Origin of the sequence: Clostridium sp. MB05 (assembly GCF_046581255.1) — a bacterium.
In the GTDB taxonomy this organism is placed as follows: Bacteria; Bacillota; Clostridia; order Clostridiales; family Clostridiaceae; genus Clostridium.
In genome coordinates this window covers 3822593-3840880 of sequence record NZ_CP174370.1, presented here as the reverse complement: position 1 = coordinate 3840880, position 18288 = coordinate 3822593, and the positions used below count along the sequence as shown (strand labels likewise).

At 26.3% G+C, this 18288-nt stretch carries 15 protein-coding genes and 2 tRNA genes; 14 read left to right on the top strand and 3 right to left on the bottom strand.

Going from position 1 to position 18288, the window contains the following annotated elements:
* Positions 1-15: 15 nt before the first annotated feature.
* The 3 genes from rimI to tsaE are packed head-to-tail and all read right to left on the bottom strand — an operon-like array spanning position 16 to position 1632.
* A complete protein-coding gene (rimI, locus tag ACH36K_RS18040) occupies positions 16-474 on the bottom strand; it encodes a ribosomal protein S18-alanine N-acetyltransferase (RefSeq protein WP_322379154.1) in 459 nt (152 codons plus the stop codon).
* Entirely contained in the window at positions 458-1174 is a 717-nt protein-coding gene (gene tsaB, locus ACH36K_RS18035) for a tRNA (adenosine(37)-N6)-threonylcarbamoyltransferase complex dimerization subunit type 1 TsaB (RefSeq protein ID WP_411168963.1), read from the bottom strand. The genes rimI and tsaB overlap by 17 nt, the downstream gene beginning before the upstream one ends.
* Positions 1171-1632 (bottom strand): tRNA (adenosine(37)-N6)-threonylcarbamoyltransferase complex ATPase subunit type 1 TsaE, encoded by a 462-nt coding sequence (tsaE, locus tag ACH36K_RS18030; protein ID WP_322458877.1) that lies wholly within the window; start codon positions 1630-1632, stop codon positions 1171-1173. Before tsaE ends, tsaB begins: the two co-directional genes overlap by 4 nt.
* Positions 1633-1846: 214 nt before the next feature.
* On the opposite strand from tsaE, the gene ACH36K_RS18025 reads away from it, so the two are divergent.
* From ACH36K_RS18025 to ACH36K_RS17960, 14 genes are all read left to right on the top strand, one after another.
* A complete protein-coding gene (locus ACH36K_RS18025; protein ID WP_411168962.1) occupies positions 1847-2740 on the top strand; it encodes a metal ABC transporter substrate-binding protein in 894 nt (297 codons plus the stop codon).
* A gap of 39 nt (positions 2741-2779) precedes the next feature.
* Positions 2780-2855, top strand: a tRNA-Trp gene (locus tag ACH36K_RS18020).
* A 163-nt stretch (positions 2856-3018) separates the two neighbouring features.
* Positions 3019-3094, top strand: a tRNA-Trp gene (locus ACH36K_RS18015).
* A gap of 141 nt (positions 3095-3235) precedes the next feature.
* The gene (locus tag ACH36K_RS18010; protein WP_411168961.1) at positions 3236-6475 is read left to right on the top strand and encodes a two-component regulator propeller domain-containing protein; all 3240 of its coding nucleotides are present in this window, start codon (positions 3236-3238) and stop codon (positions 6473-6475) included.
* 215 nt (positions 6476-6690) lie between these two features.
* The gene (gene licT / locus ACH36K_RS18005) at positions 6691-7539 is read left to right on the top strand and encodes a BglG family transcription antiterminator LicT (protein ID WP_411168960.1); all 849 of its coding nucleotides are present in this window, start codon (positions 6691-6693) and stop codon (positions 7537-7539) included.
* Between the two features lie 75 nt (positions 7540-7614).
* On the top strand, positions 7615-9657 hold the full coding sequence (ptsG, locus tag ACH36K_RS18000) for a glucose-specific PTS transporter subunit IIBC (RefSeq protein WP_411168959.1): 2043 nt from the start codon (positions 7615-7617) through the stop codon (positions 9655-9657).
* A gap of 149 nt (positions 9658-9806) precedes the next feature.
* Complete coding sequence (locus tag ACH36K_RS17995; RefSeq protein WP_322389989.1) at positions 9807-9989, top strand: alpha/beta-type small acid-soluble spore protein; 183 nt, start codon at positions 9807-9809, stop codon at positions 9987-9989.
* 482 nt (positions 9990-10471) lie between these two features.
* Positions 10472-10846 (top strand): GntR family transcriptional regulator, encoded by a 375-nt coding sequence (locus ACH36K_RS17990; RefSeq protein WP_411168958.1) that lies wholly within the window; start codon positions 10472-10474, stop codon positions 10844-10846.
* Complete coding sequence (locus tag ACH36K_RS17985) at positions 10839-11537, top strand: ABC transporter ATP-binding protein (RefSeq protein ID WP_411168957.1); 699 nt, start codon at positions 10839-10841, stop codon at positions 11535-11537. Before ACH36K_RS17990 ends, ACH36K_RS17985 begins: the two co-directional genes overlap by 8 nt.
* A 15-nt stretch (positions 11538-11552) precedes the next feature.
* Positions 11553-12251, top strand: coding sequence for a hypothetical protein (locus tag ACH36K_RS17980; RefSeq protein WP_411168956.1), 699 nt, complete (start codon positions 11553-11555; stop codon positions 12249-12251).
* 11 nt (positions 12252-12262) lie between these two features.
* Positions 12263-13042: a DUF4097 family beta strand repeat-containing protein gene (locus ACH36K_RS17975; protein WP_411168955.1), complete on the top strand. Its 780-nt coding sequence runs from the start codon at positions 12263-12265 to the stop codon at positions 13040-13042.
* Between the two features lie 183 nt (positions 13043-13225).
* Complete coding sequence (locus tag ACH36K_RS17970; RefSeq protein WP_411168954.1) at positions 13226-14356, top strand: metallophosphoesterase family protein; 1131 nt, start codon at positions 13226-13228, stop codon at positions 14354-14356.
* On the top strand, positions 14343-17087 hold the full coding sequence (locus ACH36K_RS17965; protein ID WP_411168953.1) for an ATP-binding protein: 2745 nt from the start codon (positions 14343-14345) through the stop codon (positions 17085-17087). Before ACH36K_RS17970 ends, ACH36K_RS17965 begins: the two co-directional genes overlap by 14 nt.
* 76 nt (positions 17088-17163) lie before the next feature.
* On the top strand, positions 17164-18093 hold the full coding sequence (locus tag ACH36K_RS17960; RefSeq protein ID WP_411168952.1) for a metal ABC transporter substrate-binding protein: 930 nt from the start codon (positions 17164-17166) through the stop codon (positions 18091-18093).
* Positions 18094-18288: the final 195 nt, after the last annotated feature.

The window sequence follows — 18288 nt, the reverse complement described above, 5'->3', positions numbered from 1 at the left end:
AACTTTACATAGAGTTTATACCTTTTTATTATTAAAGTAAGTCATTAAAATAGCATCTTCTTTAGTATCTTCATAATATCCTTTTCTAAGACCATTTTCAATAAAAGAAAATTTTTTATAAAGATTTTGAGCAGAAATGTTTGAAGCTCTTACTTCTAAGTTAATTAATGAACAACTTAGATCATCACATATGTTTATTAGTGAAGATAATAATTTACTACCTACTCCAAGTTTCCTATAGTTTGGATGAACAGCTATGTTAGTTATATCAGCTTCTCCAACTATAATCCAAACTCCAACGAAACCTATAACAGAGTTTTTTTCTATATCTTTAGCTATTATATATTTAGCTAATGGATTACTTAATTCACCTGAAATGGAACTTCTACTCCATGGGGTAGAAAAACATAAGTTGGTTATATTTAAGACGCCATCAATATCTTCGTCAGTCATTAAACTATAGCTTACCTTCATTTTCTAAAGCTAACCTCTTTTCTAGTTCCCTCTGAGCTTGAGGCTTTTTTAAATAAAATGGAGAAGAATTTAATTCATCATATTTATTATCTAGTAATAATTTAATGCCTAAGTCACCTAAAGATGAGGCTCTTATTACACTTAAATGATTAGGTGCAAAAGAAGCATTAGGAAGATTTTTTGATAAATAATCTCTATGCTTAATTAATCCATCACCTGTAAATATCACTTTTTCATTTTTGATTTTTAATAACTCAATTAATTCATCTAACTCAAGGGCAGAATAATCAATTAAAGCTTCTAAGTTTCCATTATTGTTTCTGTATAGACAGGTATATACACTATCTCTTAAAGCATCCATTATAGGGCATATTATTCCATCAAAGCTTATAAGAGAATATGCAAGAGCATCTAAACTTGATACACTAATATAAGGTTTATTTGACCCAAAACTTAAGCCTTTTATTGTAGCCATGCCAATTCTTAAACCTGTAAACGAACCTGGACCTTTTGAAACAACAAATCCATCTACATCATCAATCGATAGATTTGAATCTTTTAATAATTTATCTATAATATCCATTATCAAAGTTGAATGTTCCATTTTATTATTTAATGTATATTCGGCTATTAAAGCATTTTCACTTAAAAGTGCAGCGGTTGCTACTTTAGAAGCTGAATCAATACTTAAAACTATCATAAATTTAACTCCTTTATATAATTATATCGGTCTCCATATGGAGCAATTGAAATTTTTCTGAAATTTTCGCCTTTTGATAAGTCCTTCTCTATTAAAATATGTAAATATTCCTTAGGTAAAATTTCTTCTATGTAATTAGCCCATTCAATTATAGAAACACCTTCTGAGAATATATAGTCATCAAATCCAATTGCATAGATTTCATCTGGATCACTAACTCTATAAACATCAAAGTGATATAGTTTAAGCCTACCTGAATCATATTCATTAACAATAGTAAAAGTGGGGCTAGTTATATGTTCATCAATGTGTAATCCTTTAGCAATTCCTTTAGTTATATGTGTTTTACCAGTTCCTAAATCACCAGTTAAACAAATTATATCACCTGGATTTAAAAGTTTACCTATGGAATAACCTATATTAGTAGTTTCTTCCAAATTATTAACGTAAAAATGCATAAATGATCTCCTCTCTAAATATTCTATATTAATATATTCTATCCAAAATAATAAAAAAAGGAAAGTTAAAATAATATACATAATATGGTAAAATGAATTGAATTGTAGTAAAATATAAATAATTTACTGTATAAGTAATTTGTAATTTTTATATATTAATGATAAGATATGATAAAAGTAGAGAGAGATTATACATTCCTCGGAGGAAAATTTTATGAAAAAATTAACATATGCGTTAGTTATTTTTACTTCTATTTTATTTTTAGGACTAACTTTTTCTTATAATCCATTAATGGCTAATCCTACTGATGAGTTAGATGAGCAAAAGGATATTTTTTTAAACATATTAACTGTTAATAAAGAACAATATAAAATGGTTAAATCATTAGTTGGTGATAAACATAGTATTGAATATCTATTAAATACTGAAAAGGACATTAAAGCTTTTCAGGTTAATGATAATGTTCTAAATAATATCTTGAATATGGATTTATTTATATACAATGGATTGGGATATGAAAAATGGGTAAATGATATAATAGAAAGTTCTAAAAACTCAAATTTAGGAATTATAAATATGAGTAGAGGAATAAGGCCAATGGTAACAGAGTTAAAAGCAGTAAATGAAGAAAATCCATATTACCTATTAGGGTTTAATGAATATAAGATTGCACTATATAATATAAAATCTTCACTACAAGAGAAGGACATTAAAAATAGAAGCTATTATGAAGATAATTATAATAAGGTTGTTAAAGAATTAGATGATTTCTTGGCAAAGGCAAAAGAAGATTTAAAGAAGTATAAAGATTATATTATAGTTACAGATACAGATAAATTTGACTATTTGTTTAGAGATCTTGGAATACAAGCTAAGAAAATAAAAGATAATAGCATAAAAAATATTATTAATGATAGAGATATAAAGGAATCTAACATTGTATTTGTTCATGATAATGAATTAGGTGACATAGATGATTTAAAAAATAAAATAAAAGTCGATTGTATTTATATAGAGTTAAACACAGAAAGCAATGATAATGTATTAATTGATAATACAAGCAAGTTAATTAATAGCATAAAAACAAAAACTAATATTAATAGTTGATTTTTATGTCTACATAAGATATAATAGTTATTGTTGCAAAGGGGTATAGCTCAATTGGTAGAGTAGCGGTCTCCAAAACCGTTGGTTGTGGGTTCAAGTCCTACTGCCCCTGCCAAGTAAAAGCCAGCGATTTTAAATCGTTGGCTTTTTGTTTTGTTATGTTATATTATATAGTTATAGTTAATAGGTAATATAGTATTAAAATGAGACTTCATTATAAGTAATGAATTATTATCTTGACAAAGATTAAAATATCATGATAGAATAATTTTTGTTGGAGGGGTATAGCTCAATTGGTAGAGTAGCGGTCTCCAAAACCGTTGGTTGTGGGTTCAAGTCCTACTGCCCCTGCCATAAGAGAGTGTAAGATTTTACACTCTCTTATTTTTTCATGTTTTTTATTAGATTAAAGTCAACTGCAATTATTTATATAAAATTTGCCAAAATCTGATATAATTAATAATATATTTTAAAATTTATCTATGAGGGATGAGTATGAGGAAAAAACTATACAAGGTATCGTTTATAATTTTTATAAGTATTACTCTATTAATAAATATAAGTTATGATGCATTAGCATTAACTAATGAAGATAAAAATATTAATTTTAAAAGAATTACAATAGAGGATGGTTTATCTCAAACATCTGTTGAGTATTTATTTCAAGATAGTAAAGGGTACATGTGGATTGGTACAGCTGATGGATTAAATAAATATAATGGTAATAAATTTGAAGTATTTAGATATAGAAAAGATAAACCCAATAGCATAAGTGGTAATTATATTTCTGCGATAAATGAAGATAAAGAAGGTAATATATGGGTTGGAACTTCTAGGGGATTAAATAAAATAGATATTAATACAAAAGAAATAAAAATTTATTTACCTGGAGTAGACGGATGTAATTTGTCAAACTATAATGTAACAGAAATTTTAGTAGATTCAAAAGGTGAGATATACATAGCTACAGAAGATGGGTTAAATATTTATAATAAAGAAAGTGATAACTTTGAAAGGCTATATAACTCTAGTGAAGAAAAGAGCTCTTTAAGTAGTCAATTTGTTTATTCTATTGTTGAAGATTCTTATGGGAATTTATGGGTAGGAACAGAGGATGGATTAAATAAAATTGTAAATAGTTCAAAAGAAATTATAAAATATTACTCTAATGAATCAGTTAATTCAATTAGTGATAATTTTATTTTTAAATTATATGCAGATAAATCAGATAATTTATGGATTGGTACATATAGTGGAGGGTTAAATAAATTAAATTTAAAAACGAATGAAATAGAAACATTTATCAATGATCCTAAAAAAGATTCATCTATACCTGGTAATTTTGTAAGGTACATATTAAGGGATAGTAGAGGTCTTTTATGGGTAGCAACTAATAATGGATTAAGCAGATTTGATGAGAATGAAAAAAAGTTTATAACATACGAATCAAAAATATATGATCCTCAAAGTATAGTAAGTAATAATACATTAAGTTTATTTGAAGATAAATCTGGAACTTTATGGGTGGGAACCTATGATGGAATAAGTTTATTTAATCCAAAAACCTCATTTAAAAATTATAAGAATGATCCTTTTAATGCTAATTCGATAAGTGAAAACATGATTGCTGGAATATATGAAGATGATGATGGGCTTTTATGGGTAGGTACAGTACACGAAGGATTAAATGTAATAGATAGAAAAAAAGGTGATATAACAAAATTTAAAAGCTCAGATGATTTTAATTCCTTAAGTAATGATTATATTAGAGATATAGCGGGAATTGAAAATGAAATTTGGATCGCAACAGAACATGGATTAAATAAATATGATAAAAAAACCAAAAGCTTTACTAGATATTTTAACAATCATGATGAAAATAGTTTAGTCTCTAATGACGTAAGAACTTTATATATTGATGATGAGGGACTTTTATGGATAGGCACTAGAGATGGGTTATGTACTTTCGATAGAAAAGAGACCTTTAAATCATATAAAAATATTTTACTTAGTAATGAGATAACAGAAAATATATTTTCTGATATAGTACAGGATAAATCTGGAGTTATATGGATAGCATCTGGCTTAGATGGAGGTCTAATAGGTTTAGATAAAAAGACAGGAGTTATAAAAAACTATAGAAATAATGAAGACGATGAAGAAAGTATAAGTTTTAATGCAATAAAATCAATTGGAGTAGATAATAAAAATAATCTTTGGATAGGAACGCAATATGGACTAAATAAATTTAATAAATACACAGAAAAATTTCATAGATACACAGAAAGTGAAGGTTTATCAAATAACTTTATATATGGAATTTTAATAGATGATAATGGAAATCCATGGATGAGTACAAATTATGGAATATCTAAATATGATGTAGATAAAAACAAGTTCATAAATTTTAATGTTACTGATGGATTACAAGGAAATGAATTTAATGGTTTCGCCTCCTTTAAAAGCAAGAAAGGCGAAATGTTCTTTGGTGGAATTAATGGACTTACTTGTTTTTATCCATATGAATTAGAAGAAAAAAAGTTTTCTCCAAATGTAACTATAGATAAAGTTTATAATGGCGAGAAGGAATTATTAGATTTATCAGATATAAATATAGATTATAAAAATAACCATATACAATTTAATTTTTTTATGCCTGATTATAGAAATGTTAGTAAGATTCAGTATTCGTATAAATTAGAAGGACTGGATGAAAATTGGATTTTTTCTGATGATAGAAATTATGCAAGTTATACAAACCTAGATTCGGGAATATATACCTTTAAAGTAATTGCTAGAAACTCAAGTGGTGAATGGAGTATTCCAACTTCTGTAACATTTAAAGTTGGAATGAAGCCTTGGGAAACACCAATAGCATATTTAATTTATGGAATAATTATAGTTATAATAGTATACATAATATGGAATAGAGTGAAAATATTAGATAGCTTAGTAGAGCAAAGAACACAAGAGTTAAATAATAAGTTTAAAGAGAATAAGGATCTGTATGATAAACTTATTAAAAATGAAAAATATAAGAATAATTATTTTGTTAACTTATCTCATGAGCTTAGAACTCCACTTAATGTTATTATATCTACTCAGCAATTAATAACAAAACTAAATGAAGAGGATAAATTAATATCTAAAGAAAAGTTAGATTATTATATGACGACATTAAGAAGAAATTCGGATAGATTACTAAAATTAATAAATAATATAATAGATACATCAAAAATTGAATCAGGTTCATATAAGCTTAAAATAGAAGAAAATGACATAATTTATTTAGTGGAAGAAGTTGCATTATCTATGAAAGACTTTGTTGAAGCTAATGGAATAGAGCTCATTATTGACCCAGAAGTAGAAGAAAAGGTAATAGAATGTGATGAAAGTGAAATAGAAAAATGTATAGTAAATTTAATTGGAAATGCTGTTAAGTTTACTCCAAAAGGAGGAAAAATAGAAGTAAGAATAGTGGATATGGGGAAATTAGTAAGAATATCAGTTAAAGATTCTGGAATCGGAATAGATAAAAAATATCATAAAGCAATATTTGATAGATTTGGACAAGCTTATAATGATATATCAGAAGAACATGGTGGAAGTGGACTTGGATTAACACTAACAAAACAATTAGTAACACTTCACAATGGAAATATAGTTGTTAAGAGTGAGCCAGGATTAGGTAGTGAGTTTATAATTATATTACCAACTAAGCAAAATACCAAGTAATTAGAAATAGATTGAATATTAAAATGGTTACATTTTTTTATTGTCTGATATAATATACAAGAGTAATACTATCTTGACACTACATATTCTCAATGATAATATGATAGATATATGGGTACATGGATTTTTACTGTAAAGTAGATAATACCTAAATTAGGGTGATTTTTATCTTAATTTAGGTATTTTATTTTCCAATGCAAGGAGAATGAGAGAATATGATTGTAGAAAAAATATTAAACAATAATGTTGTTGTCTCAATAGATCCTAAAACTAAAAACGAAGTTATCGTTATGGGATCTGGAATTGCTTTTAAAAGAAAAGTAGGTCAAGAAATAGAAGAAGACAAAATTGAAAAGATATTTGTAGTAGATGATAAAAGAATGGGAAATAAGCTTAAAAAACTTATAAACCAAATACCAGATGGTATATTTGAATTGTCACATGAAATTATATCTTATGCTAATAAACAACTAGGTAGAAATTTGGATAAGCAAATATATATTTCTTTATCAGATCATATTGCATTTGCAATTAAAAGATATAAAAGTAATGTGCAAATAAAAAATGATTTTCTAAATGAAATAAGAAGAATACATAGGGAAGAGTATAAAGTTGCATTATGGGCTGTTGATTATATAAATAAAAGATTAAAGATAAACTTGCCAGAAGACGAAGCAGGGTTTATTGCATTACATTTAGTTAATGCAAGTTATCAAGAAACAGCAAAAGAATCATTAATATCAACTAATATAATTAAAGGGATTTTGAATATAATACGATATTATTATTCAGTTGAATTTGATGAAGAAGATATAAACTATGATAGATTATTAACCCACCTTAAGTATTTTGCGAAAAGAGTGATTACAAATAATCAAAATGAAGATAATAATAGTGAATTTTTAGAAATGGCATTAAAGAGCTATCCAGAGGCTTATAATTGTGCTGAAAAAATAAAATTATATATAGAAAGTAGTTATGATTACAAAGTAAATGAAGATGAAATAGTATATCTAACAATGCACATACATAGAGTTATTTCAGTGTTAAGAAATAATCATTAGCACACACAATGGGACTTAAGCTAAATATTTTGATGCTTAAGTCTTTATTTAAGTGTAGAGTTCTTAGGAGGAAACATGAATACTATATTTTTAAAGAAGTCATTTGGAATACTTCAAAGAATCGGTAAATCTTTGATGTTACCAGTTGCATTATTGCCGGCTGCTGGACTTTTAATAGGATTAGGCACAGTATTACAAAATCCAGATATAATAAATAATATTCCAATTCTAGCAGGGGATAAAATTCAATTAATAGCAAATATAATGTCATCTTCTGGAAATATTATATTTTCTAATCTTCCTTTAATTTTTGCTGTAGGAGTAGCAATAGGAATGAGTAACGGAGATGGAGTAGCGGCATTAGCATCAATAGTTGGATTTTTAATAATGAATATGACTATGGGAATAACTGCAGGCGTAGACTTATCACAGGTTGGTAAAAATCCAATGTATGCTACTGTATTGGGAATTCCTACTCTACAAACAGGAGTGTTTAGTGGAATAGTAATGGGAATAACTTCAGCAATAATATATGAAAAATTTTACGATATTAAATTGCCGGAATTTTTAGGTTTTTTTTCAGGGAAAAGATTTGTACCAATAGTCTCAGCTATATCAGGTGTCCTATTAGGAATTGTAATGGCAGGAATATGGCCACCAATTCAAAATTTTTTACTTAACTTTTCTAGAAGTATGATAGGAGCAAATGAAACAATTTCGGCATTTATATTTGGGGTAGTACAAAGAGCATTAATACCCTTTGGATTACATCATATATGGTATAATCCATTTTGGTATCAATTTGGTGAATACACAAATTTAGCAGGTCAACTTGTAATTGGAGATCAAGCAATATTTTTTGCTCAATTAAAAGATGGAGTTGAGTTTACAGCAGGTACATTTATGACAGGCAAATTTCCCTTTATGATGTTTGGGCTTCCAGCAGCAGCTTTAGCGATGTATCATGAAGCTGATGAGGATAAGAAAAAATTAGTTTCAGGAATATTATTTTCAGCAGCATTAACATCATTTTTAACAGGTATAACAGAACCAATAGAGTTTATGTTTTTATTTGTTGCACCAATATTATTTGCGATACATTGTGTATTTGCAGGATTATCTTTTATGATAATGCAGCTATTAAATGTAAAAGTTGGATTAACCTTTTCAGGTGGACTTATAGACTTTATATTATTTGGTGTATTACCTAACAGAACAAAATGGTGGTGGGTAATAATAGTTGGAATAATATTTGCAATTATATACTATATAGGTTTTAGATATGTAATAAGGAAGTTAGACTTAAAGACTCCTGGTAGGGAAAGGGAAGAAAGTGAAGTAGATATAGATATATCAGATGGAGATTTAGCTTATAAAATTTTAGATGCCTTTGGAGGCTCTAAGAATATAACATATTTAGATGCATGTATAACTAGATTGAGGGTTACTGTAAGAAACTTGAAATTAGTAAATAAGAGCAAACTTAAAACTTTTGGATCAGCAGATTTAATGATAATAGGAGATAATATACAAGCTGTATTTGGACCGAAATCTGATATGCTTAAAGAGCAAATGAAAGATATTATTAATGGAAAAGAAGTTATAGTTAAAAAAGAAAAGAAGATAGACCTAATTAAAAAAGGAATAAAGATTGAGAGTTCAATTATGATTCCTGTCACTGGAAAACTTTTAAGGTTAGAAGAAGTTCCTGATGAAATATTTTCTATGAAACTTATTGGTGATGGATTTGCTATAAACCCTAAAAAAAATATTTTAATATCGCCTATAAAAGGTACTATATTAACTATATCACCTACAGGTCATTCAATAACTGTTAGAGGATTAGATGGATTTGATATATTTATTCACATAGGAATAGACAGTATAAATTTAAAGAGTAATGAATTTAAAGCATTTGTTAAAGAAGGAGACTTAGTAGAAGAAGGTGACTTGTTAATAGAGTTTTCATTAGAGGAAATGATAACAAAACTAAAATCACCTATTATACCAATAATATTTAAAGGTTTGCCAAAAGAAAAAATTATTTATTTTAATAGTGATATAGATGTAATTTCTGGAGATATAAATAAAGTAGAAATACATAAAAAATATGATTAATTAAATATAACAAAATATCTATAAATTACTAAGTATACAAATTTATATTCAGGTTAATATAATAATGTAAACAAAAGAACTTTTAAACGAGAGGGAGTTCAACTTTAAAAGTATGTTTACAAAACCAAAAGCCAAGGGAGGGATTACAAATGGCAAAAACATTAGTTCCAGAAGCAAGACGAGGGTTAAGCGTATTCAAGAATGAAGTTGCAGCAGAGTTAGGAGTACCATTTAGTGATTATAATGGTGACTTAACATCAAAACAATGTGGTTCCGTAGGTGGCGAAATGGTAAAAAGAATGGTTGAACAATACGAAAATTCAATAAAGTAAGCCACAGGAACAATTTAACTAGGGTTTAATAGACAGGATGGATATACCGCCAAAGAATTAAGTATTGTAACCATTCAAAAAAAGAGAAGGCTATTTCAAAATAAAAACTATGTTTTAATTTTGAGTAGCTTTCTTTTTTAATTTCTAGGAAAGTATGAAAGGTTAAAGTTTTAAAAATGTGATTATATAAGGATTTTAGTAATTCAATGTGAAAAATAGATTTGATTTATATTTTCCTTACCTTCAGTTTGTAAGTAAACTTACATATGTCTACTTTTTTATATAATAAAGTTATGATAATAATATATAACATTAAATTTATTCTTATAATATATTAGCATGAAAAATAAAGAAAATGCATAAAAAATAGAGATAAACTAATTTAACATCAAATTATTGTACTAAATAAAAGTAGCAATAAACTCAGTATTAGTGTACTATTTAATTAATACACTAATACTGTCGAGAAAGGAGATAAGCTAATGGTACTTGAATTAAATTCAAAGGAGCCTATATATCTTCAAATAATTGCTTATATAAAAAAGAAAATAGTTTCAGGTGAATTAAGAGGGGGAGAGAGAGTCTTGTCAGTAAGAGAATATGCAACTGAATTAAAGGTTAATCCAAATACAGTACAGAAAGTCTATGCAGAGTTGGAAAATCAAAATTTAATATATACTCAAAGAGGAATAGGAAAATTTGTTACGGAAGATGAAAATATAATTAATGATTTAAGACAAGAGCTATTTAATGAAACTATAGATAAATTTATTGAAGACTCTAAAGCACTAGGATTCACAAGACAAACAATATTAGCAATTATATCAGAACGATATAAGGAGGATAAAAATGAGTAATTTATTAGAGGTTAATGATATATGCAAAAAAATTAAAGGAAAACAAGTTTTAAATGGACTGAGTTTCAATTTAGAAAAGGGTAAAGTACTAGGAATTATGGGGCCTAATGGCCAAGGAAAAACAACATTATTAAATATAATACAAGGTTTTCTAAAAGTTGATAAAGGAACTATAAAACTTGATGAAATTTCAATAGGAACAGAAACTAAAAAATATATTGCTTTTTTACAAGATAGAAATATTTTTGATAAATCAATGAAAATAAAAGATGCTATAAATTTATACTCAGATTTTTTTAAAGATTTTAATAGAGAAAAAATGAAAAATTATTTAAAGTTTATGAGTTTAGATGAAAATGCAAAAATAAGAGATTTATCAAAGGGAATGAGCGAGAAATTTAGCTTATCTTTAACTCTAAGTAGAAAAGCTAAGTTATATATGTTAGATGAGCCTATATCAGGAGTAGATCCTGTTTCAAGGGAGAAAATTCTTGATGCCATATTAGAAAATTTATCAGAAGAAAGCTCCATGATAATAACAACGCATTATATTGGAGAGCTAGAAAGAATTTTTGATGAAGTTGCATTTTTAGGAGAAGGTAAAATAATAGAAAGTGGAGATGCAGAAGAACTAAGAGAAAAATATAAATCATCAATAGATGAAATTTATAGAAAAGTATTTGCAGAATAAAAGGGGGAATTGCATATGAATAATGTTTTAAATATTTTAAAATATAATTTCGGAAAATATAATTCAGGAATAAGCAAAATATTATATATTATAGCTTTTATAATTTTATGTTTATTATCCTTTGGAACTTTCATAAAAATACCTTTTATAGGAGAGATTGTTTCAGCAATTAATATTGCAGTTATTTCAACATTTTTAGCTGTTAACCTAATAGTATCAATAATAAAGTTTTCATTACAAATTTCTAAAGAGCAGGGGAAACTACTATTTACATTACCAGTTAATTCATGGGAATATATAATCGCTAAATATATAGAATTTGCAATCTTACAAGGCAGCATAGTTCTTGTAGTATATATAATATCAATTTTCTCAAGAAATTCTATGGCTAATATAATTAATTTAGTTTCAGCATCAACTGCCTTTGGAACTTTAATTGCATATATTATAATTACGTCATTTATAACAATCTTTTCATCATATATTCATAATACAGCATTGTGTGTACTAGCAGTTATATTTTTAGGTGGAATTATCCAAAGTACTGTTGAGATAATTAAATGGATTATAACTGGATTACTTCCATACGTTTATTTAAGAATAGGATCTTTTATAGAAATTGATTTAATATCAACAATGTTAGGAGCAGTATGGCTAGTTGTTATTGCTTTATTATCAGTAAATCATTTAGATAAAAAATTAGATATTAGATAGGGGGAAATAATATGAAAAAAGTTGTAAAAATACTATTGGCTTTATCACTAAGTACAATACTAGCAGGATGTAGCATAAAATTTGGTGTTGAAAGTAGAAAATCAAGTAATTATTCTGGTAAAAGTATAAATCAAATAGAGTCTATCGAAGGAATAAATAATCTTAATATAAATATAGATGTTAGTAATGTTGATATCAGATATTATGAAGGAAAAGATATAGAGATTTCTGGAGTACTAGGAAATTTATCTAAGGGAGTAACTGTAGATAGAAACTCTAGTGAGTTGGATATAAATGAAAGGGCTAATAGAAGTGTAAGCATTAAGAAAGATACAACAAGTAATTTAAAGATTAATATACCAAATAGCTATAATGGAAATATAAAGCTTACATTGGGAGTTGGGGAATATAAAGTAAATGATGTAAAAGCTGATAATATGAAAGTAGAAACAGGTGTAGGTAAATTAAGTATGAGCAATATATCATTTAATAGATTGGATTTAGAAAGTGGTGTTGGAGAAGTTGATATTGATACAAAAGAGAAGACAGGGGAAATAATTATTGATGCAGGGGTCGGAGATATTAATATAAAGCTAGGTAATATAAATGGTAACTTAAAATTTGATGGTGGCATGGGGAGCACAAGAATAAGTATCCCACCTGATGCACCAGTAAATATAAAAACAAGTTCTGGACTAGGAGAAAGTAAGGTAACTGCAAAGACATCAGGAGAAAATAAGTACACTTTCGATGTTAGTATGGGAATTGGAGAATTAAATATAACAAACTAATTGTTTGCAGGTGAATATCACCTGCATTTTCTATTTTAAAATATCAATACAAATATAAATTTTATTAATTTAATTTGTTATAGTTAATAACTCAATAATACGTTTTATTATTGTCTATTCAAAAGAAAAATGATAAAATGAGAACAAAAGTTCGTTTGAAATATTGAAAATAAAGGTGATAATATGAAAAAAGTTAAGATATTACAAGCTGGAGATTTACATTTTGATACTCCATTTAAGGATTTAAATAAAGAAATATCACTAATAAGCAAGGAAGAGCTTTTAGAGGTATTTAGCAAAATAATTAGCTTATGTTTAGATAATTGTGTTGATATTTTATTATTAACTGGGGATATTTTTGATAACTTAACAGTAAATAAGAAAACATTAGTTTTTATCAAAGACCAATTAAAGAGAATAGATACTATAAAAGTATTTATAGCACCAGGAAATCATGATCCATATAATGAAAAATCATTTTATAAAATGGTAGATTGGCCTAGTAATGTACATATTTTTAAGGGAAATGTTGAAAAAGTGTTTTTAGATAATTTAGGTGTAGTTATATGGGGAGCAGCATTTAATTCCCATCATATCCAAAAAAGTATGCTTAAAAATATAGAGGTTGATGATAAGCTTATAAATATTATGACTATTCATGGAGACATATCTAATAATGATGAAGGAAATGAGTATAATCCAATAACTTTAAGGGATATAGAAAATAGTAAATTAGATTACATAGCAATAGGACATAGACATAATTACAGTGGTATATTAAGAGAAAAAAATACTTGTTATGCATATTCAGGATGTCCGCAAGGAAGAGGATTCGATGAACTTGGAGATAAAGGAGTAATAATTGGGGAAGTATCTAAAGAAACTGTAGACTTAAGGTTTATTAAAACATCTAAAAGAAATTACTATGTAATAGATATTGATATAAGTAATTCTATTAGTTACGAGGAAATTAAAGATAAAATACTAGCCTCTATAAATGAAGAAGAAAGAAATAACAATTTATATAAAATCATTTTAAAAGGAGAAATAGAATCATACATAAAATTAAATGAAAATGTGATACTTGAAAAAGTAAAAGATTACTTTTATTTTGTAAAAATAGTAGATAATACAGAAGTTAAATTAGATTTTGATAAAATATCAAAGGATTATTCAATTAAAGGAGTTTATGCAAAGAAACTTCTAGAGAAATTAGAAGATGATAATTATGATGATGAAATTGTAAAAATGGCTTTGAAAATAGGAATACAATGCCTATCTGATGAGGAAGTGAATTTAAATGATTATAAATAAAATACATATAATATCTTTTGCTGGTCTAAAGGATAAAATAATAGATTTAACTGATGGAATAAATTTAATATATGGTGAAAATGAAAAGGGAAAAAGTACAATTCAAAATTTTATAAGAATTTGGTTATATGGAATGAGTTCTAAAAGGAGTAAAGATATTAAAAATAATGATAGAGTTAGATACATGCCTATCGATGGGGATAAAATAAGAGGAGAACTATATGTTTTTCATAATGGAAGAAAATATATTATAAGAAGAAGCTTTGGAACAACTAAAAAAGAAGATATAGCAGAAGTTTTAGATGCAGAATCAGGGGAAGTAGTTTTAAATATACCAAATGATGAACCAGGAAAATATTTTTTTAATGTAAACTCATCAACTTTTGTAAAAACCTTATTTATAGGTCAATTAGGAGTATCCATATCTAAAGATAAGGAAGAAGAAATAATAGATAAAGCTGCTAATCTATTAGGAAGTGGAGAAGAAAAGGTATCAGTACAAAAGGCTTTAGAAAAATTAGAGGTTATAAAGAAGTCTCTAACTACTTCAAGGAAAACAGGGGAATTAGATTTACTTAGAAATAAATATAATTCATTAATTGAAGAAAGATATGAAGGATATAAACTATCGGAAGATAACATAGAAAAAGAACAAAGATTAATAAACTTAAAAGAAAAAAGAGAAGGGTTAAGAAAAGAACTTAAAAATTTAGATATATATAAGAAATATATGAAAAAAATAAAGCTTCAAAAGGAATATGAAGAAATAACTGAGTATTTAAAGAAGAGAGAGGAACTAATAAAGAAAGAAAGATACATTGAGGAGAGTATTTCCTCAAAAAATGGAGTAATAGATGAAGGATTATTAAATGATATAAAAGACGAAAATTCCTTATATCTTAGTATCCTAGACATGTATAAGGAAGCAGAAGAAAAATTAATTAATAGTAAAGAGATTTATATAATAAAGAAAAATGAGTTTAAGGATATATTTTTTATAGATGATTTATCCAGTGAAGATAAAAATAAATTTATAAAATCTGTTATGGAGCAGGAAACTTTAAATGAGAAAATAGAAAGCCATGATTCTTTAGTCGATGATATAAATATAATAAAGAATGATATACAAAAAAAGAAAGAATTTATAGGAAGTTCAATAAAGTTTAATGAAATAAGAGAAGAAGTTGGGAATCTATTAGAAAAATACGAAGACAAATTAAAAGAGCTTAAGTTTAAAGTTGAACATTATTCACATAGTTCAAAGGATGAAAATATTAGTAATAAAACTGATAATAGATATAAGTATATAAATATTTTCATTGCTATAGTATCTATTTTATTAACATTAACTATTATTAAAAATAACTTACTTTTAATAATACCTTTATTTAGTCTATTAATATTTTTAATCTTCAAATTCATAACTCTAAAAATAGCAAAAAAGTCTACTGGCAAATTAAATAGTAATATATTTAGCATAGATAAATTAGAAGAAGCTATAAATGAAATTGAAAAAGAAATATTTAGATATACAAAGGTAGTAGGGGCAACTTCATATGAAGATTTTATTAGAAAGATAAAACTTTTTGATGAATTTACTTTATACGAGGAAAAGCAAAATATAAAAATAAATGAAAAAGAAATTCAATTATCCTTAATAGATATAAAGGCTATAAAAAATAATTATAGAATTAATGAGGAGTATATAAATCACATATTAGATTTAGCTCAAACATCAGATGTAAATCAAGTAATATGTATGTTATCGGAATATGAAAAAGTTAGTAAAGAAATTTTATCAATAAAAATAGATATAGAAAAGGAAGAAGAGTCAATAAAAAAATTAGAAAAAGAACTGGCTATAAGAGAAAAAAGAATTAGGGAAAAGCTAGAATTTATTGGTTTAGAAGATATAGGTTTATTTAGTTTAGAAGAAAAATTACTAGATCTGAAAGAAAAAATAAATCAAAGGCATGAAATAATAAGAAGTTTAAAAAGCATAGAAGAAACCTATAAAGCATTAACTAAAGATAAGGATATAGAAACAATAAAAGAAGACTTAAAAGATATAATAAATGAAAATATAAATTATACTTATTCTTCAGAAGAAGAGATAGATAAACAAGTATCATTGAAATCAAATGAATTAATTGAAGCTGAAAAGACTATAAAAGATGTAGAAAATGATATAAATAATAGGTTTATAGGAAAAAGATTTATACCACAAATTGAAGAAGATATAGAAGAGGTTAAAGAAAATATTAATAAACTTGAGATTAAACTGAAAGCAATAGAATTAGCTATAGAAAAAATGAATGAAGCTTTAAGAGAAGTTAGGGGAAATTTCGGAAATATTTTAAACTCTAATGTTATAAGTTATTTTAAGGAGTTAACAGCCGAAAATTATGATGATGTCATGGTTTCGGATTCATATGAGATGAAAGTAAGGAAGGGGACAGAGGTATTACCTGGTGGTATATTAAGCAATGGAGCTAATGATCAACTATACCTATCGTTAAGATTAGCTTTTATATATATGATATATAAAGATATAGAATTTCCAGTTATATTAGATGATGCATTTATTCAATATGATGATAATAGAACGGAAAAAGCAATTGATTTAATAGTTAGATGCAAATTTAAACAACTAATAATATTTACATGCCAAAGAAGAGAGGAAAGTATATTAATAAATAAAAATATAGAAAGTAATTATATTTATTTGTAGTATTGACAATAATAGTATAAGAGTATAGAATTATATCAGTAAATAATGCGAATCATTTGCAAGAAGAGGTGAAAGAATGAAGAAAAAGTTATTAGCTGTAACTCTTATACTAGGAGTTATACTTTCCTTTTCTGGATGTATAAATAAAGGGAATAATGATAATGGAGAAAAATTAAGAGTTGGGGTTACTATAAGTCCTCTTAAGGATTTCACAGAAGCTATAGGGGGAGACAAAGTAGAGGTGTTTTCAATAATCCCTAATGGAAGTGATGCACATAGCTTTGATCCTAAGCCAAAGGATTTAAAGGACTTAATAAACACTGATATGTTTATATATAACGGACTTGGAATGGAAGAATGGATTGATTCTGTTTTAGGAACTATAGAGGGAAAAAACATAAAGATAGTGGAAGCAAGCCAAGGTATAGATTTTATAAATGCATCAGAAGAAGATTTACATAGTGATGAACATGGAGAAGAAGAACATAATCATGGAGGAAAAGATCCTCATGTTTGGTTAAGTTTAGAGGGCGCAACAAAGGAAGCAGAAAATATAAAAAATGCTTTAGTTGAAATAGACCCAAAGAACAAAGAATACTATGAAAAAAATTATCAAAAATTAAAAGAAGATTTCAGTACTCTTCAAGCTGAATATAGAAATAAGTTTTCAGAATTAAAAAATAAGGATTTTGTTACTGGACATGCGGCCTTTGCTTATTTATGTAGAGATTTTGGATTAACTCAAAAAAGTATAGCAGATGTATTTGGAGAAGGAGAGTTAACGCCTAAAAACTTAGAATCTCTTATAAAGTATTGCAGAGAAAATAATGTTAAAGTAGTATTTAACGAGTCAGCAGCAAGTTCAAAAGAATCAGAGACTTTAGCAAAAGAAGTTGGAGCAAAGGTAGAAAAAATATATAGTCTTGAAACTAAAGAAGATGATAAGAGTTATTTAGAAGGTATGAAATATAATTTAGATACTATATATAACTCATTAAAAAAATAATAACATTTAAAAGAGTGGATTTAATTCTACTCTTTTTATAGTATAGAAAATTATAAAATTTCTACTTTAGTAACCTTAAGTGTGGATAGTAGTTTTATGGGACTTGGAGCGAAGTGACAGAGTAAAGAAAATTACTATCCACACTTTTCAATTAGATTAAATATATTTTCATTAGATTAAATATATTTTCATGTG